Source organism: Streptomyces speibonae (assembly GCF_984686075.1).
Genome location: NZ_OZ480260.1, coordinates 1,489,434 through 1,509,752 on the forward strand (window position 1 = coordinate 1,489,434; position 20,319 = coordinate 1,509,752).

Annotated in this window: 17 protein-coding genes; 4 read left to right on the forward strand and 13 right to left on the reverse strand. The window is 74.7% G+C overall.

Annotated elements, in window-relative coordinates:
• Positions 1-3 precede the first annotated feature (3 nt).
• From AC5L3C_RS06550 to AC5L3C_RS06575, 6 genes are all read right to left on the reverse strand, one after another.
• The gene (locus AC5L3C_RS06550) at positions 4-1,440 is read right to left on the reverse strand and encodes a hydrolase (RefSeq protein ID WP_493647533.1); all 1,437 of its coding nucleotides are present in this window, start codon (positions 1,438-1,440) and stop codon (positions 4-6) included.
• 112 nt (positions 1,441-1,552) lie between these two features.
• A complete protein-coding gene (locus tag AC5L3C_RS06555; protein WP_493647534.1) occupies positions 1,553-3,337 on the reverse strand; it encodes an SWIM zinc finger family protein in 1,785 nt (594 codons plus the stop codon).
• Positions 3,338-4,017: 680 nt separating this feature from the next.
• The gene (locus tag AC5L3C_RS06560) at positions 4,018-6,921 is read right to left on the reverse strand and encodes an SCO1167/SCO6262 family helicase (protein ID WP_493647536.1); all 2,904 of its coding nucleotides are present in this window, start codon (positions 6,919-6,921) and stop codon (positions 4,018-4,020) included.
• A 112-nt stretch (positions 6,922-7,033) separates the two neighbouring features.
• The gene (locus tag AC5L3C_RS06565) at positions 7,034-7,612 is read right to left on the reverse strand and encodes a sugar kinase (RefSeq protein WP_493647537.1); all 579 of its coding nucleotides are present in this window, start codon (positions 7,610-7,612) and stop codon (positions 7,034-7,036) included.
• Positions 7,609-8,757: an ROK family glucokinase gene (locus AC5L3C_RS06570; RefSeq protein ID WP_493647539.1), complete on the reverse strand. Its 1,149-nt coding sequence runs from the start codon at positions 8,755-8,757 to the stop codon at positions 7,609-7,611. Before AC5L3C_RS06570 ends, AC5L3C_RS06565 begins: the two co-directional genes overlap by 4 nt.
• 109 nt (positions 8,758-8,866) lie before the next feature.
• Positions 8,867-9,616: a GntR family transcriptional regulator gene (locus AC5L3C_RS06575; protein ID WP_493653756.1), complete on the reverse strand. Its 750-nt coding sequence runs from the start codon at positions 9,614-9,616 to the stop codon at positions 8,867-8,869.
• Between the two features lie 116 nt (positions 9,617-9,732).
• On the opposite strand from AC5L3C_RS06575, the gene AC5L3C_RS06580 reads away from it, so the two are divergent.
• The gene (locus AC5L3C_RS06580) at positions 9,733-10,755 is read left to right on the forward strand and encodes a Gfo/Idh/MocA family protein (protein ID WP_493647540.1); all 1,023 of its coding nucleotides are present in this window, start codon (positions 9,733-9,735) and stop codon (positions 10,753-10,755) included.
• An 854-nt stretch (positions 10,756-11,609) separates the two neighbouring features.
• Here the strand turns inward: AC5L3C_RS06580 and AC5L3C_RS06585 are convergent.
• Genes AC5L3C_RS06585 through AC5L3C_RS06595 form a run of 3 tightly spaced genes read right to left on the reverse strand, consistent with a single transcriptional unit; the run spans position 11,610 to position 14,074 of the window.
• Positions 11,610-12,047, reverse strand: a complete 438-nt coding sequence (locus AC5L3C_RS06585; protein WP_493647542.1) for a PaaI family thioesterase — start codon at positions 12,045-12,047, stop codon at positions 11,610-11,612.
• Positions 12,048-12,103: 56 nt separating this feature from the next.
• Positions 12,104-12,778, reverse strand: coding sequence for a response regulator transcription factor (locus tag AC5L3C_RS06590; protein ID WP_493647544.1), 675 nt, complete (start codon positions 12,776-12,778; stop codon positions 12,104-12,106).
• A gap of 45 nt (positions 12,779-12,823) precedes the next feature.
• Positions 12,824-14,074 (reverse strand): sensor histidine kinase, encoded by a 1,251-nt coding sequence (locus AC5L3C_RS06595; RefSeq protein ID WP_493647546.1) that lies wholly within the window; start codon positions 14,072-14,074, stop codon positions 12,824-12,826.
• A 180-nt stretch (positions 14,075-14,254) separates the two neighbouring features.
• On the opposite strand from AC5L3C_RS06595, the gene AC5L3C_RS06600 reads away from it, so the two are divergent.
• Complete coding sequence (locus AC5L3C_RS06600; RefSeq protein WP_493647548.1) at positions 14,255-14,455, forward strand: hypothetical protein; 201 nt, start codon at positions 14,255-14,257, stop codon at positions 14,453-14,455.
• A gap of 19 nt (positions 14,456-14,474) precedes the next feature.
• Here the strand turns inward: AC5L3C_RS06600 and AC5L3C_RS06605 are convergent, their stop codons facing one another.
• Positions 14,475-15,365, reverse strand: a complete 891-nt coding sequence (locus tag AC5L3C_RS06605) for a universal stress protein (RefSeq protein ID WP_493647550.1) — start codon at positions 15,363-15,365, stop codon at positions 14,475-14,477.
• A gap of 192 nt (positions 15,366-15,557) precedes the next feature.
• On the opposite strand from AC5L3C_RS06605, the gene AC5L3C_RS06610 reads away from it, so the two are divergent.
• Positions 15,558-16,334 carry an SDR family oxidoreductase gene (locus tag AC5L3C_RS06610; protein WP_493647552.1) on the forward strand — a complete coding sequence of 259 codons (777 nt, stop codon included), beginning with the start codon at positions 15,558-15,560 and terminating at the stop codon, positions 16,332-16,334.
• A gap of 155 nt (positions 16,335-16,489) precedes the next feature.
• Here the strand turns inward: AC5L3C_RS06610 and alc are convergent, their stop codons facing one another.
• Positions 16,490-17,560: an allantoicase gene (gene alc, locus AC5L3C_RS06615; RefSeq protein ID WP_493647554.1), complete on the reverse strand. Its 1,071-nt coding sequence runs from the start codon at positions 17,558-17,560 to the stop codon at positions 16,490-16,492.
• A 32-nt stretch (positions 17,561-17,592) separates the two neighbouring features.
• Entirely contained in the window at positions 17,593-18,933 is a 1,341-nt protein-coding gene (gene allB, locus AC5L3C_RS06620; protein WP_493647555.1) for an allantoinase AllB, read from the reverse strand.
• 241 nt (positions 18,934-19,174) lie between these two features.
• Here allB and AC5L3C_RS06625 point away from each other — a divergent pair, with 241 nt between their 5' ends.
• Positions 19,175-19,981: an IclR family transcriptional regulator gene (locus AC5L3C_RS06625; protein WP_493647557.1), complete on the forward strand. Its 807-nt coding sequence runs from the start codon at positions 19,175-19,177 to the stop codon at positions 19,979-19,981.
• 40 nt (positions 19,982-20,021) lie between these two features.
• Here AC5L3C_RS06625 and AC5L3C_RS06630 read toward each other — a convergent pair whose 3' ends face one another.
• Entirely contained in the window at positions 20,022-20,309 is a 288-nt protein-coding gene (locus AC5L3C_RS06630) for a DUF5955 family protein (protein WP_493647559.1), read from the reverse strand.
• Positions 20,310-20,319: the final 10 nt, after the last annotated feature.

Here is a 20,319-nt window from a genome sequence, read left to right on the forward strand (position 1 = left end):
GGATCACACCGTGAGCTTGACCGCTTCGATCCACAGGTTGTTGTCGTGGGTGCCGACGTAGGTGAAGGCGAGCCCGGCTCCGGGTTCGTCGCAGGCCAGGTTGAGCCAGGAGTCGTCGTGGACGTAGGAGGTCTGGCAGACGGAGCGGGCGCCGCGGTCGACGCTGACGATGAACCCGAGCATGTGCGGGGCGTCCCGCTTGGTGCTGCCCACGTAGTTGTCGATGCCGTCCTTGGCATCCGTCCAGGGCCCGAACTCCCCTTCGCCGTCGGTCGATCCGGGATCGTGGACGAGGGAGCGGCTGGTCGTGCCGTTGGTTCCGGACACGGCGACGTTGACGGCTGTGATCGGCTTCCCCGACCCCGGGTTGCCCGCCTCTTCGCCGTCGCACCTGGCGTCGGACCAGCCCTGGTCCGCCACATGGACCCGGTAGCAGATGTGCTTTCCGCCCGGGTCGTCCGCGGCGAGCTGTTGGACGGCGGTCGCGGCGGTCCTCTCCGGGGCCTTGGTCTCCTTCTCCTGCTCGGAACCGCCACCGCCGCCACCGCCGGCCCCGTCTCCGCCGCCCGACGGTTCCTTGGACGCGCCCGGGGGCGTCGTGGCGTCGGCGGTCGGGGCCTTCAGTGGCTCGGGGGGCGCCGAGGAAGCGGGCGGCAGCGTGCTGACGCCGGCCTCCTGGAGCTGTTCGGTGGCGGCGCTGCGGACCTGGGGCTTGTAGGCGATCCACAGCATCACGAACGTGACCGCCAGCGCCGCGGTGACGCTGAGGAAGACCGCCAGCCAGCGCGGCAGGAAGCCCCGCTGCACGTATGTACCCTCCACGTCCAGCGGCCTCTCACCCGACCGCCGCACCGCCAGGGTGTAGGGCCGCTGCTCCGCCGACCCGAACCAGATCTTCTGCCGCGGCTTCAGCGTCGTCTCCACGAACGCCGCCCGGCCGGGCTCGATCTGCACATTGCTCGGCCGGATCTCGTACGACAGCTGGTCCCCGTTGTCGCTGCCGCTCACCGACGCCGTCAGCTTCGTGTTGCCGAGGTTGTCCACGGCCAGCCGCGGACGGCCGCGGAAACGGCCCTTCACCGTGGACGGCACCAGTTCCGCCCGCATCTCCGTGAACGGGGTGACGGTGAGGTTCCCCTCCGGGACCGTCGTCGCCTCCGGGTGCTCCGTCGGTGTGATCCGCACGGCGTACGGGTTCGGCCCCGCGGTCGCGTCCGGGGTACGCGGCGGGGAGAACGTCAGCTCCACGGATCCCGTCGTTCCCGGGTACAGCCGCAGCGACTGCGGCTCCACGACGGCCCATGGCGCGGGTGAGCCCACTACCTCGAAGCGGTACTCGTCCACCACGTCGCCGGTGTTGCGAAGACGCAGGCGTACTGTCGTACTACTGCCCGGGTCCACGGTGGCGGAGGCGGGCTCGAGGGAAGTCCAGAGGCTCACTCCTGAAAGCTAAACGTGGCAATGGCGCCGAGTCAGGAAGCCATGGGGCACGAAGTCTGCCCGAAAAGACGGAACCCGCGGCCCCTCACGGGTGCGGCCGTCCGCGCTCCGCTCACAGCGCGGTCGGCGCGTCCAGACCGGTCAGGGCGCCGACGGGATCCGGGTCGGGGGTGCCGCGGGGCCACCAGTCGTCGTGGCCCGGTTCGGACTCGTACGCGTACCAGAGGTGGTCGCGGCCGAGGCGGAGCTGGACGTGGCCCCGGGGGTGGGTGAGGTGGTTGCGCCAGGGGCGGAAGGCGGGGAGGTCCGCGGCGAGGAGGAGGGGGCGGGCGCGGTCGAAGCGGCCGGCCGGCGGGTCCCAGGGTTCCTCGAGGACGGCGAGGCCGGCCGGGCCGCCCTGGCGCCAGGCGGCGACCGCGCGCGCCAGGTCGGCGGGGGTGCGGCCGGCGGCCCGGGCGAGCGAGGCATACAGGGCGCGGGTTCCGGCGGTCAGGCCGGAGCCGGGGCGGGCGGCCGCGAGACGCACCGCGTCGTGCCACAGGGTGAGCCCGCCGACCGGGTCACGGCCGGTGGTGAGCAGGGCGTGCGCGCGGGCGGCCGCGTCGGTCGCCAGCTGGTCCAGCGCGAACGGGTCCGCGCCGCCGGGCGCCGCGGGGTAGACGGGTGGCTGCTCCGGGTGCGGCGGCGCGGGCAACGGTGCGGGCAGCGGCGGGAGTTGGCCGCGCCGGGCGACGGCGTCGGCCGCGCGTACGCCGGGCAGGGGTTCCGGTTCCCGCTCCTGGGCGGCGCGGGCCGCGCGGGCGGCGCTCCGCCGGGACAGCGCGTCGATCACCGCGCGTTCGCCGCGTCCGCGGAGCAGGAGCAGCACGAACGGGTCGGCGTCGAGCAGGCGCGCGGTCTGGTAGCACAGGGCCGCCGCGTGCTTGCAGGGGTGGCCGGAGTCGGGGCAGCTGCATCGCGGGGCGAGGTCGCCCGGAGCGGGCAGCAGCGGGACGCCGCAGTCGGCGAGGGACTGGGGCATCTCCCCGTCGAGCAGCGCCGCGATGTGGCCGGGCCGCTCGGCGGCGGCGTCCAGGAACCGCTCCCAGTCGGCGTCCTCGAACGTCCGCAGCCGCACCTGCACGCGGTACGGCCGCGGGCGGCTGCCCCGTACGTACGCCAGGACCAGTCCGGGCGTCACCGTGATGGCGTCGACATGCCCCTGCTCGGCGTATCCGCGTCCGCGCGCGAGCCGCGCGGGGTCCAGTGCGCCGCCCTCCAGCGCGGTGACCCACGCCCTCCCCCACCAGGTCCCGGCGAAGCCCTCACCGTCGTCGGAGGCGCGGGGCGGGAACGCGGGAAAGGTACGGCGCAGATCGCCGTCCCGGGCGGGGGCGGCCATGGACCGGGGCGCGGGGTGGTGCGGGGCGGCGTGTGACGACGCCGGTGGCGGCACGGGGCCAGGCGGGGTGTTCCGACCCTGGGCGGGGCTGCCTCCGGGCGGTACGGGGCCGGGCGGGGTGGTCCGGTCCTCCTGTGCCGGGGCTCCGCCGGAGGCATCCGGACGGTGATCGTCCGTCTCTTCGGGCATGCGGAAGGCGTCGGCAAGCGCCGCGCGCACCTCGCGGGCCCGCTCGTCGGCGGCACGGTCGCCGCGCGTGGTGCGGGGGACGCGGGGCGCGCCGCGTCGCCGCCCGGCCGTGCTCCGCCCGGGGCGGGCGCCCTCGGCCGAGGCACGGGCCCGCTCCGCCTCCGCGCGGGCGGAGCGCAGGGCCTCGCGCGCGATGTCCCCGGGACGACGGGCCGCTCCCGTGGGTCCGCCGTCCTGCGGGGTGTCGGCCTGGGGGCCGCTCTCAGCGGGGAGTTCGTCCGGAGACGGGGAGCCCACCGCACCGTCCCGGGCACCCTCGGATGCCATGGCCGCCTGCCCCGCCGCGTCGCCGCCGGACACCACGGAACCCCGCCCGACCGGGGTCCCGGGCCCACGCGACGAAGCCCCCCGGTCCTCACCGGCGCCGGACGCCACCCCCCGACCCGCCGCGTCGTCACCGGACGCCAACGGGCCGCGCCCGGCGTGCGTGTGCGAGGAGGGCTCCGGGGTGTCCCCGGCACCCGCCGACGTCACCGACTGCCCCGCGGCGTCGTCACCTGACGTCATGGCGCTTTCAGCGGACGCCGCCCGACCCTCCCCGACACCGCCCGGCGCCACCACCGGCCCCGCCGCGTCCTCGCCAGACACCACGGAACCCCGCCCGACCGGAGTCCCGGGCCCACGCGACGAAGCCCCCCGGTCCTCACCGGCGCCGGACGCCACCCCCCGACCCGCCGCGTCGTCACCGGACGCCAACGGGCCGCGCCCGGCGTGCGTGTGCGCGGGGGGCTCCGGGGTGGCCCCGGGCGTTGTCTCAGTCGGCGGGGTGGATGCGTCGGTGGGGGTTCGGCGGGCGCGGGCGGCGCGGCGGAGGGCCTCGCGAGCGGCGTCGGCCGGGCGGTCGGCCGGAGGGCGGTCCGTGGCGGCCGGGGGGTTCTGCGGGTCGCGGGGCGTCCTGGCGCGGGCGGCCCGCAGGGCCTCGCGTGCCTTGTCGGACGGGCGGGATGTCATGCCGGCCTCCGCAGGGACACCAGGTCGGACAGGTCGCGGTCGGACAGCTCGGTCAGGGCCGCTTCGCCGGAGCCGAGGATCGCGTCGGCGAGGGCCCGTTTGTGCTCGAGCATCTCGGCGATCCGGTCCTCGACCGTGCCCTCGGTGACGAGGCGGTGGACCTGGACGGGCTGGGTCTGCCCGATGCGGTAGGCGCGGTCGGTGGCCTGCTCCTCGACCGCCGGGTTCCACCAGCGGTCGACGTGGACGACATGGCCCGCGCGGGTGAGGTTCAGGCCGGTGCCGGCGGCCTTCAGGGACAGGACGAGCACCGGGGTGGCGCCGCTCTGGAAGCGGTCCACCATGCGCTCCCGCTCGGGCACCGGTGTACCGCCGTGGAGGAGGTCGACGGGGACGGCGCGCTCGGCGAGGTGACCGGTGATCAGGCGGGCCATCCCGACGTACTGGGTGAACACGAGGGCCGAGCCGTCCTCGGCGAGCACCGTGTCCAACAGTTCGTCCAGGAGGGCGAGTTTGCCCGACCGGGCGGCGAGCCGGTCGCCTCCGGCGGACGTGTGCTGCTCCTTGAGGTACAGCGCGGGGTGGTCGCAGATCTGCTTCAGCGCGGTCAGCAGCTTCAGCACCAGTCCGCGGCGGCCCATGCCCTGCGCGGTCCCGATGGCGGTCATCGACTCGCGCACCACCGCCTCGTACAGCGCGGCCTGCTCGCGGGTGAGGGGGACGGGGTGGTCGGTCTCGGTCTTGGGCGGCAGTTCGGGGACGATGCCGGGGTCGGACTTCCTGCGCCGCAGCAGGAAGGGCCGGACCAGACGGGCGAGCCGCTCCGCCGCCTCCTCGTCCTCCCCGGTCTCCACCGCCCGCGCGTGCCGGGCGCGGAAGGACTTCAGCGGGCCGAGCAGGCCCGGAGTGGTCCAGTCGAGCAGGGCCCACAGCTCGGAGAGGTTGTTCTCCACGGGCGTGCCGGTGAGCGCCACGCGCGCGGGCGCCGGGATCGTGCGCAGCGCCTTCGCCGTCGCGGAGTGGGGGTTCTTGATGTGCTGTGCCTCGTCGGCGACGACCATGCCCCAGCGGTGTCCGGCCAGGACCGGCGCGGCGGAGCGCATGGTGCCGTAGGTGGTGAGGACGAAGCCGCCGTCCGCGTCCTCGAGGGTGCGGTCGGTGCCGTGGTAGCGGCGCACGGGGACGCCGGGCGCGAAGCGGGTGATCTCGCGCTGCCAGTTGCCGAGCAGGGAGGCCGGGCACACCACCAGGGTGGGCTCGTCGCGGGCCCGTTTCAGGTGCAGCGCGATGAGGGTGACGGTCTTGCCGAGGCCCATGTCGTCGGCGAGGCAGCCGCCGAGGCCGAGAGAGGTCATGAGGTCGAGCCAGGCAAGGCCGCGCAGCTGGTAGTCGCGCAGGGTGGCGTGCAGCCCGGGTGGCGGCGCGGCGGGCCGTGCGCCGGCGGTCAGGCGGTCGCGGAGGGCGGCGAGCGCTCCCGTCGGGACCGCCTCGACGGTCTCCCCGTCGACCTCCGCGTGGCCGGTGAGGGCCACGGACAGCGCGTCGACGGGGTCGAGCAGTCCCAGGTCGCGTTTGCGGGCCTTGCGGACGAGCGCGGGGTCGACCAGCACCCACTGGTCGCGCAGGCGGACGACGGGGCGGTGGGCCTCGGCCAGGGCGTCCATCTCGGCCTCGGTGAGCGGGTCGCCGGCGAGGGCGAGCTGCCAGCCGAACCGCAGGAGGTCCTCGCTCTCGAAGAAGCCCGTGCCGTCGGTGGCCGAGCCGGGTGCCGGGCGGACCACCGCCGTGGCGGTCAGGTCCTGGGCGAGGTCCCGGGGCCAGTGCACGGCGACGCCGGCCGCGGCGAGCCGGGTGGCCGCCACGCCGAGCAGGTCGCCCAGTTCGTCCTCGGACAGGGCCAGCACATCGGGCACGTCCTGCCCGGAGAGCCGGTCCAGCGGCGCCCAGACACGCGCCGCGCGGCGCACGGCGAGGGCGGCGTCGACGCGCGCGCGGGGGCCGAACGCGCTGTCCGCCTCGCCCGCCCACAGGGCCGCCGCGTCGGCGACCAGGGTGGGGTCGGAGAGGCTGTGCACCTGCACGATCGCGGCGCCGGCGGCACGCGCACCGCCCCCGTCGGCTCCCTCGCCCGCGCCCGCGTCGAACAGGTCGTACGCGGACAGGTCGAGGCGCAGCGAGATCCGCACCCCGGCGTCCATGCCGGCGGCGACCTCGGCGGCCCAGTCGTGGGCGTCGGGCAGCCGCTGGGCCTCGCGGGCGGCGAACGGCAGCCCGGAGGCGTACGGCGCGGCCGGGGTGCGGGGCAGGGTGTCGGCGACCGCGTCGAGGAAGGCCCGGACGAGGGCCTCGGGCGTGGGCAGCCGGAGCGGGCCGGGGCCGGGGAGGGGCACGGCGTGGCCCTCGTGGGGCAGGGCGGCGGCCACCGCGCGCAGATGCGCCACGTCGTCCGGTTCGAGCGGGCCGGCGCGCCAGGCGTCGTGGCCCGCGGCGGTCAGTCCCGGGAGCAGCCGGCCGCGGGCGGTGAGCCGCAGCGCGTGCAGGGCGGCGGCGCCCCAGCAGGCGGTGGCGGGGTGGGCCGCGGGGTCGTGCCGGGCGCGGACGAGCAGCGGCAGGGCGGCGTCGACGGGGAGGGTGAGGGCGGGGACCTCGCGCCGCCGGACTCCGCTGCCGTGCGGGCGGACGACGGTGAGGTCGGTGCGCCGCGCGGGCGCGGAGGCGTCGGGCCACCCCTCGGGGCCGTCGGGGTGGCCGGGGTCGTAGAAGGCGATCCGTCCGTCGCGCGGGAGGGGCGCGGGCAGGAAGACGGCCGCGAGCCGGGCGGGGAGGCCGGCGGCGGGCGCGGGGCCGCCGGGCGTGGTCGTGTCCCGCGCGGCCGTCACGGCGGGCCCGGACTCCCTCATACGCCTGGTCACCTCCTCCCCCGCGTGCCGGATCGGTCGTCTTCGACTCTACGGGCGGGGTCCGACAGTCGGCCCCCGGCCGCCGGAGCGCGGGGGCCGGGGGCGCGGGAGGTCAGGGCACGGTGCGGGAGACGACGTACACCCTCGGGTAGCCGGGTTTGTCGTGGTTGACGACGACCTCGTGCGTGGGCGCCGGGTCCTTCTGCTCGTGGACCAGGCCCGACCAGGTGCCGGGCCCGTCGAAGGTCCAGCCGGTGATCTCCCGGTCGCGCTCGTTGATCGTGAGGTCGTTCCGCTCGAGCTCGCTCTCCTGGACGCCCATGCCGGCGAGGAAGGCGCTCAGTCCGGCGTCGGTGGTCTCGAACTCGACGTACAGGCGGCTGGTCTTCCAGTTGTTGGTCTCGTACGAGGCCACCCACCAGGCCGGGTGCGGTACCGGCACCTGGTAGATGCGGCGCTGGAGCTTGGACGGCCAGCCCTCGGTGAGGCCGGTCGCGGAGTACCTGGCCTCCTTGTCCTTGCCGCTGGCCCGGCTCTGGGCCGCCGAGATCACCAGGTAACCGGCGGGGATGCCGATGAGCAGCACGATGATCAGCAGGGTGAGCGCCCTGCGGCGGATCATGTGCCGCCGGTCCTCGGCCGGGCGGGGCTCGTCGGTGACGCCGGTCTGCTGGGGGAACTCGCCGGTCACAACGACTCCCGGGCGGTTCGGCGGGCCTCCGCGTACCGCTCGTAGCGCTCGTAGCGCTCGACCCGGCGGCGCTTGGCCCGGCGGAAGCGGCGGGCGACGAGACGGGCGAGGTCGGCGGCGCCGACCATCCCGGCCTCGGGGCCGAGCTGGGCGCGGACGATGCGGGCCTCGGGGCGGTAGCCGCGGCCGGTGAGGTGGCGCTTGAACGCGTCCCGCGCGGGCCCGATCAGCAGGTCGTCGGCGGCCGAGACACCGCCGCCGACGACGAAGCAGGAGGGGTCGAGGGCGGCGGCGAGGTTGGCGATGCCGACGCCGAGCCACTGGCCGATGTCCTGGAGCAGCTCGATGCACATGGCGTCGCCGTCACGGGCCAGCTCGGTGATCATCGGGCCGCTGATGTCCGCGATGTTCCCTTTGACGTGCTCGATGATCCCGTAGGCGACGGGCGAGTCGGCGGCGGCCAGCTCGCGCGCCTCGCGGACCAGCGCGTTGCCGGAGCTGTACTGCTCCCAGCAGCCGCGGTTGCCGCAGGGGCAGCGGTGGCCGCCCGGGACGACCTGCATGTGGCCGAACTCGCCGGCCACGCCGTACTTGCCGCGCTTGACCTGCCCGTCCTCGAGGATCGCGCCGCCGATGCCGGTGCCCAGGGTGATCATCACGAGGTGGTCCTCGCCGCGTCCGGCGCCGAAGCGCCACTCGGCCCACGCGGCGGAGTTGGCGTCGTTGTCGACGAGGACCGGGACGGCGAGACGGCCGGCGAGACGGTCGCGCAGCGGCTCGTTGCGCCAGGACAGGTGGGGGGCGAACAGCACGCGGTTGCGGTCGGCGTCGACCCAGCCCGCGGCGCCGATGCCGACGGCGTGCACGTCGTGCCGGTCGGAGAGGTCCAGTACCAGTTCGACGATGGTGTCCTCGACGACCTTCGGGCTCTTGGACTTGTCCGGGGTCTCCGTGCGCAGCCGCTCCAGGATGTTGCCGTCGGCGTCCACGACGCCCGCCATGACCTTGGTGCCGCCGATGTCGATGCCCACCGTGGGGACCCGGGGTGCCGTCAGGTGGGAGCGGCGCTCCCGGGTGCCGACGGTTCTCAGGACCGGGGCGCGGCGGGAGCCGATGGGGGCGGTGAAGTCGCGGTAGGTGCTCATCGTGTGCGATTCTGCCGCACCGGTGGGCCGATTGCGGTAAGGGGCAGGTGACGGCCCTGGGGGCACGGTCCGGCCCGGTTCCGGTGCCCTCGTCGCGCGGGCCGGGCGCTCAGGGGCGTACGAGCAGCTGGAACTCGAAGGAGTAGCGCGAGGGCCGGTAGGTGTGGGTGCCGAACTCCACCGCGCGGCCCGTGTCGTCGAACGTGACGCGCTGCATGGTGAGCAGCGGGGCGCCGGTCCGCTCCCCGAGCCGTTCGGCCTCGTCGGCGGTGGCGGCGCGGGCGCCGATGGTCTGGCGGGCGCTGTGCAGGGTGATCCCGGCGGCGCGCATCAGCCGGTACAGGCCGGTGGCCTCGAGCTGTCCGGTGTCCAGGTCGAGCAGCTGGGGCGGCAGGTAGTTGCACAGGTACGCCATCGGCTCCCCGTGGGCGAGCCGCAGCCGTTCGATCCGGTGCACCTCGCTGTCCTCGGGCACGCCGAGCGCCGCGGCCACCTCGGCGGACGCGGTGACGACGGTGTTGACCAGCACGTTGGTGGCGGGGCGCTGGCCGGCCGCCTCCAGGTCGTCGTAGAGGCTGCTGAGTTCCAGCGGACGTTTGACCTGGCTGTGCACCACCTGCGTGCCGACCCCGCGGCGGCGGACCAGCAGGCCCTTGTCGACGAGCGACTGGATGGCCTGGCGGACGGTGGGCCGGGACAGGCCGAGCCGCGCGGCGAGCTCGATCTCGTTGCCCAGCAGGGTGCCGGGGGTCAGTCTGCCGTGCTCGATGGCGGACTCCAGCTGCTGGGACAGCTGGAAGTACAACGGCACAGGGGAACCGCGGTCGACGCTCAGGTCCAGTTGTACGGTCGGGTCCACTTCTGGTTTCGGCACGGGCCGAGCGTAGCTCCGTGCGCTGTTGACGGGAAGTTGTGTAGTTCGGTTGTCCGGACATACGGATTGACAGGGAGCGACGCGGGGCCCACTTTGTTTCCATGCGCATCGGGGTCATCGGTACCGGCCGTATCGGCACTATTCACGCCCTCACACTCAGCAGGCACCGCGATGTCGGTTCCTTGATCCTCACGGACATGGATCCGGCGCGGGCGCAGGCCCTCGCCCACCGGCTGGGCGAGACGGCGGCACCGGGGGTGGACGAGATCTACACGTGGGGCGTGGACGCCGTGGTGATCACGGCGGCCACGTCCGCCCACGCCGATCTGATCGGCCGCGCGGCCCGCGCGGGGCTGCCGGTGTTCTGCGAGAAGCCCATAGCCCTGGACCTGGCCGGGACGTTACAGGCGATCACGGAGGTGGAGTCCGCCGGAACCGTGCTGCAGATGGGCTTCCAGCGCCGCTTCGACACCGGGTACGCGGGGGCGCGCGAGGCGGTGCGCTCGGGGCGGCTCGGACGGCTGCACACCGTACGGGCGATGACCAGCGACGCGGAGCCGCCGCCGGCCGGGTATCTGCCGCGGTTCGGCGGCCTGTACCGGGACACCCTGATCCACGACTTCGACATCCTGCGCTGGGTGACCGGCCGGGAGATCATGGAGGTCTACGCGGCCGGGTCCGACGCCGGCCCGGCGATGTTCCGGGCAGCGGGCGACGTCGACACCGGCGCGGCGGTCCTCACCCTCGAGGGCGGAATCCTCGCCACGGTCACCGCGACCCGGCTGAACGGCGCCGGCTACGACGTGCGCATGGAGCTCGCCGGGGAGCGGGACCAGATCGTCGTCGGCCTGGACGACCGCACGCCGATCGCGTCCACCGAGCCGAGCGGCCCACCGGCCGCCTCCAAGCCGTGGACGGGCTTCCTGGAGCGCTTCGGCCCCGCGTACGAGACCGAGCTGATCGCGTTCGTCGAGGTGGTCCGGGGCGAACGGGCCAACCCCTGCGACGGTCGCGAGGCCCTCCAGGCCCTGCTGATCGCGGAGGCCTGCGAACTCTCCCGCCGCGAACACAGACCGGTCCGCCCGACGGAACTACTGAGCGGCACGGCGACGGCACCGGCGTGACGGGCAGGCCCCGTCAGGGCCGCACCTGACACGCGGGCCCGGCCGGGGCCGTGCGTGACTGGCGGACCCGGGTCACGGCGACACCCGGACGCACGCCCCGGCCAGGGCCACGCCTGCCGGCCGGGCCCCGGCCCGGGCGACACCTGACACGAGGACCGGAACAGGACGGCACCCGACGCACGGCCCGGCCGAGGCGCCACCCGGCGCGTACGCCCGGCCACGGCGACCGACGCAGGAACGGGTCGGGTCGACCGCCGACGCAACGGCCCTGCCGCACCACACCCGACGCGCAAGCCCGCTCATGGCGACCCCCAGCACACGCGCCCCACGACAGCGGCTGGCCCACGGACCGGTCAGTGCGACACCGACGCACGGGCCCTGCCGGAATCACGCCCGACGCACGGCCCGGCCGAGGCGCCACCCGGCGCGTACGCCCGGCCACGGCGACCGACGCAGGAACGGGTCGGGTCGACCGCCGACGCAACGGCCCTGCCGCACCACACCCGACGCGCAAGCCCGCTCATGGCGACCCCCAGCACACGCGCCCCACGACAGCGGCTGGCCCACGGACCGGTCAGTGCGACACCGACGCACGGGCCCTGCCGGAATCACGCCCGACGCACGGCCCGGCCGAGGCGCCACCCGGCGCGTACGCCCGGCCACGGCGACCGACGCAGGAACGGGTCGGGTCGACCGCCGACGCAACGGCCCTGCCGCACCACACCCGGCGCACCGACCGGAACAGGGCGACACCCGACGCGCAAGCCCGCTCATGGCGACCCCCGGCACACGCGCCCCACCACAGCGGCCGACGCACACGCCGGCCCGGCCACGGCCCGGCGTGTGGGCGGTCGTCACGGTGATGCCACCGGTAGGACCGTGCCCTGGGCGACCGCGCACAGGGTTTCCGTGCCGTCGGTGTCGAGGGTGAGCAGGTCGCAGTGGACCACGGCCTGGCGTCGGCCGGCGTGGACGACCTCCGCGCGGGCGCGCAGGGTGCGGCCGACTGCCGGGCGCAGGTACTGGACGGAGAAGCCGCCGGTCAGCACGTGCGGGCCGAGCACGGCACCGGCGGCGAAGGTGAGGGCGTTGTCGGCCGCGTAGGAGAGCACGCCGCCGTGCAGGAAACCGTTCTGCTGGTGGAGCTCCTCGCGGATGCCGATCTCCAGCGTCGCGCCGCCGTCCCCGAAGGCCGTCAGCCGGGCGCCGAGGAGTCTGCTGAAGGGCTGGCTGTCCAGGGCCTGCCGGGCGGTGTCGAGGTCGAGTGCGGGGGACGGGGGCGACGGGGGCATGCGGCGTGGGCTCCTCGGGGTGGCGGGTGGGTGACCGGGCAGGGGGGAGTCAGGGTTCAAGGGCCGTCCGTCTCCTCCAGCAGGCCGGCGTCGTGGGCGAGCAGGGCGATCTGTACGCGGTTGTTGAGGTCGAGCTTGGCGAGGATCCGGGAGACGTGGGCCTTCACCGTGGCCACGCTCATGTAGAGCTCCGCGGCGATCCCGGCGTTGGCCAGACCCCGGCCGACCGCGACGGCGACCTCGCGTTCGCGGTCGTTGAGGCTCTCCATGCGCGCACGCGCGCGCGTGCGCCGCGTGTCGGTCCCGGTGCCGGCGGCGTGGGCCATCAACTGCCGGGTGACGGCGGGCGAGAGTACCGGGTCACCGGCCGCGACCCGGCGCACCGCGGCGAGTATCTCGGCCGGCGGGGTGTCCTTGAGCACGAAGCCGGCGGCTCCCGCGCGGAGCGCCCGCAGCACCTGCTCGTCCGCGTGGAACGTGGTGAGCACCACGACCTGCGGCGCGTCCTCCCGCCGGCGCAGCACCTCCGTCGCGGTGAGCCCGTCGACCGTCGGCATCCGGATGTCCATGAGGACGACGTCCGGGCGGGTCCGGTCGACGAGTGCCTCCACCTCGCCGCCGTCGGCCGCCTCCCCGACGATCTCGATGTCGTCCGCGCCGCCCATCATGAAGGACAGCCCGGCCCGGACCAGCGGGTCGTCGTCGACGAGGAGCACTCTGATGGCAGTCATGGGCGGTACGTAATCATGGCCGGGCGGGCGGCGACACACGGCGGTTCACGTCCACGGCAGCCGGGCCCGTACCTCGAACCCGCCGTCGGGGGCGCGACCGTGCTCCAGGGTGCCGCCCGCGAGCGTGGCACGCTCGGTGAGCCCGATCAGGCCCTGTCCGGCGCCGGGCACATGCGGTACGCGGCCCTGCGGGGCGGCGTTGCGGACGCTCACGGCGAGCCCCTCCCCCGGCCCGCCGGCGGCCGTCACGGTGACCTCCGTGCCGGGGGCGTGCTTGCGGGCGTTGGTCAGGCACTCCTGGACGATCCGGTAGGCGGTGCGGCCGACGGAGGCGGGGACGGCGGCCGGTTCGGTGACCCGCTGGTCCAAGGTGATCTTCATACCGGCCTGCCGTGACTCGGCGACCAGGGTGTCGAGGGCCGAGAGCGTCGGCTGCGGCCGGCCCGCGTCGTCGGACTCGCCGGCCCGCAGCACACCGATGATCTCCCGCAGGTCCTGGAGCGCCTCGTGCGCGCTCTCCCGGATCACCCCGGCCGCCCGTGCGATCTCCTCGCGCGGTGCGTCGGGCCGGAACTCCAGCGCGCCCGCGTGCACGCTCAGCAGCGTCAGCCGGTGGGCGAGCACGTCGTGCATCTCCCGTGCGATGGCCTCCCGCGCCAGCCGCTGGGCCTGCTCGGCCCGCAGCCTGGCCTCCGTCTCGGCCCGCCGGGCCCGGTCCCTCAGGCTCAGCATGAGCTGCCGCTTGGACCGGACGAACATGCCCCAGCCGACGACGGCGGCCGTCAGCACCAGGAAGAGAATGAGCGCGGCGAGGTACGGCAGGTCCGGGTCGGGACGCCACCAGAGGTACAACGGCACCAACACCACGTGGGCGCCGGCCACCCAGGCCACGTACCGGAAGGGCCGGTGCACGGCGAGCGTGAAGAGAGCGATCAGCGCGACCCCGCCGGAGGTCTCCGAGACGAAACTGACCGGAACCATGGCCGCGGCCAGTCCGAACGGCCATCGCCGGCGCAGCCAGACCGCGGCGCAGGAGAGCGCACCGATCACCTGGTCGGCCGCGGCCAGGGACTCCGGAACGGAGGAGTCGCGGGAGACGGTGTCGGCAGCCGCCAGACCCACCAGGACGGCCAGCAGGAAGCAGGCGAAGTCGACGACCCAGTCGCGCGCGGTGCGGCGGGGCCGCCGCCCGGAGCGTGTCGCGTCGGGGTCGAGCTCGTGGATGAGAGCGGACGGGAAGTACCACCGGCGCCCCGTGAACACCGGGGCGGTCTGCTCCGCCTTGTCACCTGTCACGATCGACAAATCTACGCAGCGGTCCTCCGGCGCATCGAGTCGTGGAAGGGATCGGCTACTCACGTCGCGGCAACGCAGACTTTCGGCGCTTCGGCCGGCGGGGATCGCGGACTTCCGGCGGACCGGGCCGCGCCCCTCGGCCGATGCGGGCGGGCGGTGCGCGGGGCGAGGGTCGGTGGCATGAAGCAGCTGCTGGAAGTGCTGGGGTTCGTCGCCGGGTTGCAGGGTGTGGCGGGGCTGGTGAGCGAGTTCACCGACTGGGACTGGGGGGTCGTCCACCGGTTCGGGTTCCTCGACGGTTACGAACTCTTCGCGAGCCTCGCCCTGCTGGTGCTGAGCGGCGCCCTGTTCGCGGCCGCGGAGAGCGGCAAGGCCGGCTGACGGCCGTACCCCGCGCCTCTCAGTCCCGCTCGCCCGTTCCCCGTACCACCGCGACCGGGCAGTGCGCGTGGTGCAGCAGGGCCTGGCTGACCGAGCCCAGGAGGAGCCCGGCGAAGCCGCCCCGGCCCCGCGCGCCGACCACGACGAGCTGGGCGGACCGGCTCGCCTCGATCAGCTCCTCGCGGGCGCCGCCGCGTACCGACCTCTGCTCGACCGCCACGTCCGGATGGCGTTCCCGGTGGCCGGCCAGGGCCTCGGAGAGCAGCCGTTCCTCCTCCTCGGCCAGCGCTCCCGGCTTGTTCGCGTACGGTTCGGACGGGTCGGGCGGCGGGGGCAGCGGCGCGTTCCACGGGGTCCAGGTGTGCAGGGCCAGCAGAGGCGCCTTGCGCAGGGCGGCCTCCTCGAACGCGAAGTCCACGGCCTTGCGTCCGGCCGCCGAGCCGTCGACGCCCAGCACGATGGGACCGTCGGGTGCCGGCTGCTCGCGCACCACCAGCACGGGACAGCGGCCGTGCGACGCCAGATGCACCGCCGTCGACCCCACCAGCAGTCCGACGAACCCGCCCATGCCCCGGGATCCCACCACCACCAGCTCGGCGCCGCGCGACTGCGCCTCCAGCACCGTCAACGGCTCACCGGTCACCACGACCTGGTCGATCTCCACCTCGGGGGCCGCCGCCCGGGCCCGCTCGGCGGCCTCGGCCACGAAGCGGTCCGCCATGTTGCGCAGCCCGCCGTCCGGCGGCCCGATCGTCGACGCACCCACGGGTACATGCATCGCGGGCCAGAGGAACGCGTGCACCACCCGCAGTCCCGCTCCCCGCAACGCCGCCTCCCGCGCGGCGACCTCCGCCGCGGCGAGCCCCGATGCCGAACCGTCCACGCCCACGATCACGAGACCGTTCACCATGCCTCCTCATACGGATGCGTCCGTGAGTCCGTTTCCCACGTCCAGCATCTCCCGGTCGCTTCCGCCTGTCCTGGGGCGTTCGGGCCGGGGTGAGGGCCGAAGGGCCCGGTTCGCGGGGTGGGCCGGGCGGTCCCGGAGGTAGACGTCCGTTCGCCGCCGGCGGCGGGCATGCCCGGGCGCTGTGATGGACGCATGACGACTCACACATCCGTGAACGCATCAGTGAACGCTTCGGAGACGACCCTGCTCGGCGAGTCCGCCCTGGTCACCGGCGGCAGCCGGGGGATCGGTGCGGCGACGGCGCTGCGGCTCGCGCGGGAGGGCGCGGACGTCGCGGTGACCTATGTGAACGGCAAGGAGGCGGCCGAGGAACTCGTACGGGCCGTGGAGGCCCTGGGGCGCCGCGCGGTGGCCCTGCGCGCGGACGCCGGTGACCCGGAGGAGGCCGCAGGAGCGGTGACCGCCGCCGCGCGGGAGCTGGGCCGGCTCGACGTCCTGGTGAACAACGCGGGCGTCGGCGTGCTCGGGCCGATGGAGACGCTGTCCCTGGACGAGGTCGACCGGGTGCTCGCGGTCAATGTGCGCGGAGTGTTCCTGGCCTCCCGTGCGGCGGCCGCCGTCATGCCGCGCGGCGGGCGGATCATCACCGTCGGTACGTGCATGACCCAGCGTGTGCCGGGGCCCGGGGGGACGCTGTACGCGATGAGCAAGTCGGCGCTGGTGGGGCTGACGAAGGCGTTGGCGCGGGAGCTGGGTGAGCGGGGGATCACCGCGAACATCGTTCATCCGGGGCCGATCGACACGGAGATGAATCCCGCGGACGGGCCGGGGGCGGCAGGTCAGGCGGGGATGACGGCGTTGGGGCGGTTCGGGTTGGCGGAGGAGGTGGCGTCGACGATCGCGCATCTGGCGGGGGCGGGGTACGTGACGGGGGCGGAGGTCGCGGTGGATGGGGGGCATGCGGCGTGACTGCCGGCCGCGGCGGACGTTCGCGGCACCCTGGTGTACGGCGGCCGGTGTCCTGGCCGCCGTACGGGGTCGCTCTGCCGGCGGTTGCCGGGTGCCTCCCCCGCTCTCGGCTTCGCTCGAGCGGGAGGTACCCCCACCGCCCACCCGTGCCGCAGCTATGCCGTCAGCGAGCCGTGGAGGCGGAGGCGGGAGATGCCGCCGTCCGGGTGGATGTCGATGCGGGCGTGGGTGCCGGTGGCCGGGGTCGGGAGGATGAAGCGGTGGTTGGTGTCGGGCTGGAGGCGGGTGCGGGGCAGGATCTCCTGCCAGTCGCCGTCGTCCCCGTCCTTCACCGACACCGACGCCCAGCCGGCGCTGTTGCCCTTGAGGCAGGCCGTGTCGATCTCCAGGGCGCTGATCCGCGCCCGCCCCGCCAGCCGGTAGCGGATCCAGTCGTGGCCCCGGTCGCGGCGGCGCCGGGTCTCCCAGCCGTCGTCCATCTTGCGGGAGCGGCCGGGCTGGATGGTGTGGGTGGCCGGTGAGTAGAAGCGGTCGGAGGCGTCCTCGACCCGGCCGCCGTTCTCCAGGGCGACGACGTCGAAGGTGCCGAGCGCGGCCAGCCACGCCGGGTCCGGGACGACCTCGCCGTACACGCGCAGCCGGGCGATGCCGCCGTCGGGGTGCTGCTTGAGGCGCAGGTGGGTGAAGCACTCCGCGGACGTCACGGCGAACCCGTTGGCCGCGTGGCCGCCGACCGGGGTGCGCGGGACCAGCGTCGTCCACTTCACGTCGTCCGCGAGCAGTTCCTCCGGTGACGGGGCGCCCTCCACGCAGGTGCCCTCGACGGTCACGGCCTGCGGGTGGTTGCCGCGGAAGTGGGCGGTGTCCACGACGATGCCGCGGACGACGCCGGGCGCGCCGAGGCGGATCAGCGCCCAGTCGTGGTCATCGGCCCCCGGCCAGGGGTCCTCGGCGGAGGTGCCGCGGCGACGCCGGGTCTCCCAGCCGTCCATGATCTTGCCCTTGTGCCCGAAGTGCTCGGGGTCGAACTCGGCGCGCCCGGGCAGCAGGAGGTTCTCACGCTGGGCGAAGAACTCGTCGTTGGCGGCGATGACACCGGCGCCGAGCCGGCGGTCGGCGAGGTCGGCGTGGTGGGTGAAGGGGAAGTCGGCGGTGCGGTAGTCCGCGTACGGGTCGCCGCCGCCGTAGGGCTGTGCGTCGCCGGTGAAGGTCTCGATCGCCGTCACGGTGATCAGGTCCTGCCTTTCGGGTGTCGGTGTCAGTGGGCGCGGGTGAGCAGTCGGCCCTTCGGTTCGGTGAACTCGCCGTCGGCCAGGACGCGCCGGCCGCGCAGCCAGGTGGAGCGGACGACCCCGTGGAGGGTCCGGCCCGCGTACGCGGTCACGCGGTTGCGGTGCTGGAGCGCCGCCGGGTCGACGGTGAAGGTCTCGTCGGGGGCGAACACGGCGAAGTCGGCGTCGTGGCCGGGCGCGATGGCGCCCTTGCGGGCGTCGAGACCGGCCAGCCGGGCCGGGTGCGTCGACATCCAGCGCACCACGTCCTCCAGGCCGTGGCCGCGTCCGCGGGCCTCGGTCCAGACGGCCGGCAGGCTGAGCTGGAGGCCGGAGATGCCGCCCCAGGCGGTGGCGAAGTCGTCCGTCTTGAGGTCGGCGGTGGACGGGGAGTGGTCGGTGACGACGCAGTCGACGGTGCCGTCCGCCAGGGCCTGCCAGAGCAGGTCCCGGTTGGCGGCCTCGCGGATGGGCGGACAGCACTTGAACTCGCTGGCGCCGTCCGGGACCTCCTCCGCGGTGAGGGTGAGGTAGTGGGGGCAGGTCTCGACCGTGACCCGGACGCCGTCGGCCCTGGCCGCGGCGATCACGGGCAGCGCGTCGCTGGAGGAGAGGTGCAGGATGTGGACACGCGCGTCCAGTCGCTTCGCCTCCTGGACGAGGTGGGCGATGGCCGAGTCCTCGGCGTCGCGCGGGCGGGAGGCGAGGAAGTCGGCGTAGCGCGGGCCGCCGTGCTGCGGGGCGGCGGCGAGGTGGCGGGGGTCCTCCGCGTGGACGATCAGCAGACCGTCGAAGGCGGCGATCTCGGCGAGGGCGCGGGCCAGTTGCTCCGGGCCGAGGTGCGGGAACTCGTCGACGCCGGAGGGTGACAGGAAGGCCTTGAAGCCGAAGACGCCGGCCTCGTGCAGCGGGCGCAGGTCCTGGGTGTTGTCGGGCAGGGTGCCGCCCCAGAAGCCGACGTCGACGTGGGCCCGGTCGGCGGCGGCGCGCTGTTTGGTGCGCAGGTGGCCGACGGTGGTGGTCGGCGGGAGGGAGTTGAGCGGCATGTCGATGAGGGTGGTGATGCCGCCGGCGGCCGCCGCGCGGGTGGCGGTCCAGAAGCCCTCCCATTCGGTGCGGCCGGGCTCGTTGACGTGTACGTGGGTGTCGACGAGGCCGGGCAGCAGGACGTCGTCGCCGAGGTCCTCCAGGCGGGCGCCGTCGGGGACGGGTGCCTGGTGGGGCAGTACGGCCGTGATCGTGCTGTCGGTGACCGCGACGGAGGCGGCGCGCGTTCCCCCGGGGGTGATGACGCGCGTCGAGCGCAGCACCAGTTCGGCGTCGGACACCGGGACCCTCCTCGGCTTCCGCCTGACGAGATTCAACGTTCTGTTGAAGGAGTCTTCCCCTCCGCCCTCCACCCGTCAAGGGCACACTGACGGGGAGGACCGGATCGAGGGGCCGCTCTGGACGATTCCATAAAGCGGAATTATACTTTCGGTAAGCAGAAATTAGCTCCGCACAAGCGGGGAGTCAACCGCCTGCCGGGTAGGCTTCTGCCCGCCTGTCAGCCCCGAAAGGAACGCGCCCGTGCCGACGTCCAGCGCCAGCACCACCGGCTCCGCCCGGCCCGCCGCCAGCGGCGGTGTGCAGTCCCTCGAGCGCGCCTTCGATCTGCTCGAACGGATGGCGGACGCGGGGGGCGAGGTCGGCCTGAGCGAGCTGTCCGCGAGCAGCGGACTGCCGCTGCCGACGATCCACCGGCTGATGCGCACGCTCGTCGCGTGCGGCTACGTGCGCCAGCAGCCCAACCGCCGGTACGCGCTCGGCCCCCGCCTGATCCGGCTCGGCGAGTCCGCCTCCCGGCTGCTGGGCACCTGGGCCCGGCCGTATCTGGCGCGCCTGGTGGAGGAGACCGGCGAGACGGCGAACATGGCGCTGCTCGACGGGGACGAGATCGTGTACGTGGCGCAGGTTCCGTCCAAGCACTCCATGCGGATGTTCACCGAGGTCGGGCGGCGCGTCCTGCCGCACTCGACCGGCGTGGGCAAGGCCCTGCTGTCCGGCTTCCCGCCGGAGGAGGTACGGGCGCTGCTGGGCCGCACCGGCATGCCGGCCGCGACGGACAAGACCATCACCACCCCGGAGGGCTTCCTCGCGGCGCTGGAGGAGGTGCGCCGCCAGGGCTACGCGATCGACGACAACGAGCAGGAGATCGGTGTGCGCTGCCTCGCGGTCCCGGTGCCGGACTCCCCCACGGCGGCGGCGATCTCGATCTCGGGCCCCGCGGGCCGGGTCACGGAGTCGGCGACCCAGAAGATCGTCCCGGTGCTTCAGCAGACCGCGGCGGAGCTTTCCCGGGCGCTCACCACTCCCACGACCGCCCCGGGCGCCTGACCGCCCGGCGCCGTGCCCGCGCGGGCCGTACGGATGTACGTCAACCGCGCGGTGACTTGCCCAGCAGGTCCACCGCCTCGCGCAGTTCGCGCACGCCCGGCCCCAGGGCGCTCACCGAGCCGATGGCGCCCGCGATCAGCAGCAGGGAGCGGTGCAGGCGAGGGAGGTCGGGACAGTCGGCGGCGACCAGTCCGGCCAGCGTGGCGAGTTCCTCCTCCGCGATGCTCCGGTCCCGGAACTCCACGGGATGGGCGGCCAGTTGGCGGCGTAACCGAGCCACGGCGGCGCGCAGCTCCGCCACCCGCGGGTCCACCTGACTGCCGGGCACACGCCTCTGC

What these genes read in the sequence shown, in the direction of transcription:
- AC5L3C_RS06555 (WP_493647534.1), bottom strand. Translation starts at nt 3,337, where the DNA reads ATGGCATCCGAGGGTGCCCGGGACGGTGCGGTGGGCTCCCCGTCTCCG.
- AC5L3C_RS06560 (WP_493647536.1), bottom strand. Translation starts at nt 6,921, where the DNA reads ATGAGGGAGTCCGGGCCCGCCGTGACGGCCGCGCGGGACACGACCACG.
- AC5L3C_RS06570 (WP_493647539.1), bottom strand. Translation starts at nt 8,757, where the DNA reads ATGAGCACCTACCGCGACTTCACCGCCCCCATCGGCTCCCGCCGCGCC.
- AC5L3C_RS06580 (WP_493647540.1), top strand. Translation starts at nt 9,733, where the DNA reads ATGCGCATCGGGGTCATCGGTACCGGCCGTATCGGCACTATTCACGCC.
- AC5L3C_RS06585 (WP_493647542.1), bottom strand. Translation starts at nt 12,047, where the DNA reads ATGCCCCCGTCGCCCCCGTCCCCCGCACTCGACCTCGACACCGCCCGG.
- AC5L3C_RS06590 (WP_493647544.1), bottom strand. Translation starts at nt 12,778, where the DNA reads ATGACTGCCATCAGAGTGCTCCTCGTCGACGACGACCCGCTGGTCCGG.
- AC5L3C_RS06600 (WP_493647548.1), top strand. Translation starts at nt 14,255, where the DNA reads ATGAAGCAGCTGCTGGAAGTGCTGGGGTTCGTCGCCGGGTTGCAGGGT.
- AC5L3C_RS06605 (WP_493647550.1), bottom strand. Translation starts at nt 15,365, where the DNA reads ATGGTGAACGGTCTCGTGATCGTGGGCGTGGACGGTTCGGCATCGGGG.
- AC5L3C_RS06610 (WP_493647552.1), top strand. Translation starts at nt 15,558, where the DNA reads ATGACGACTCACACATCCGTGAACGCATCAGTGAACGCTTCGGAGACG.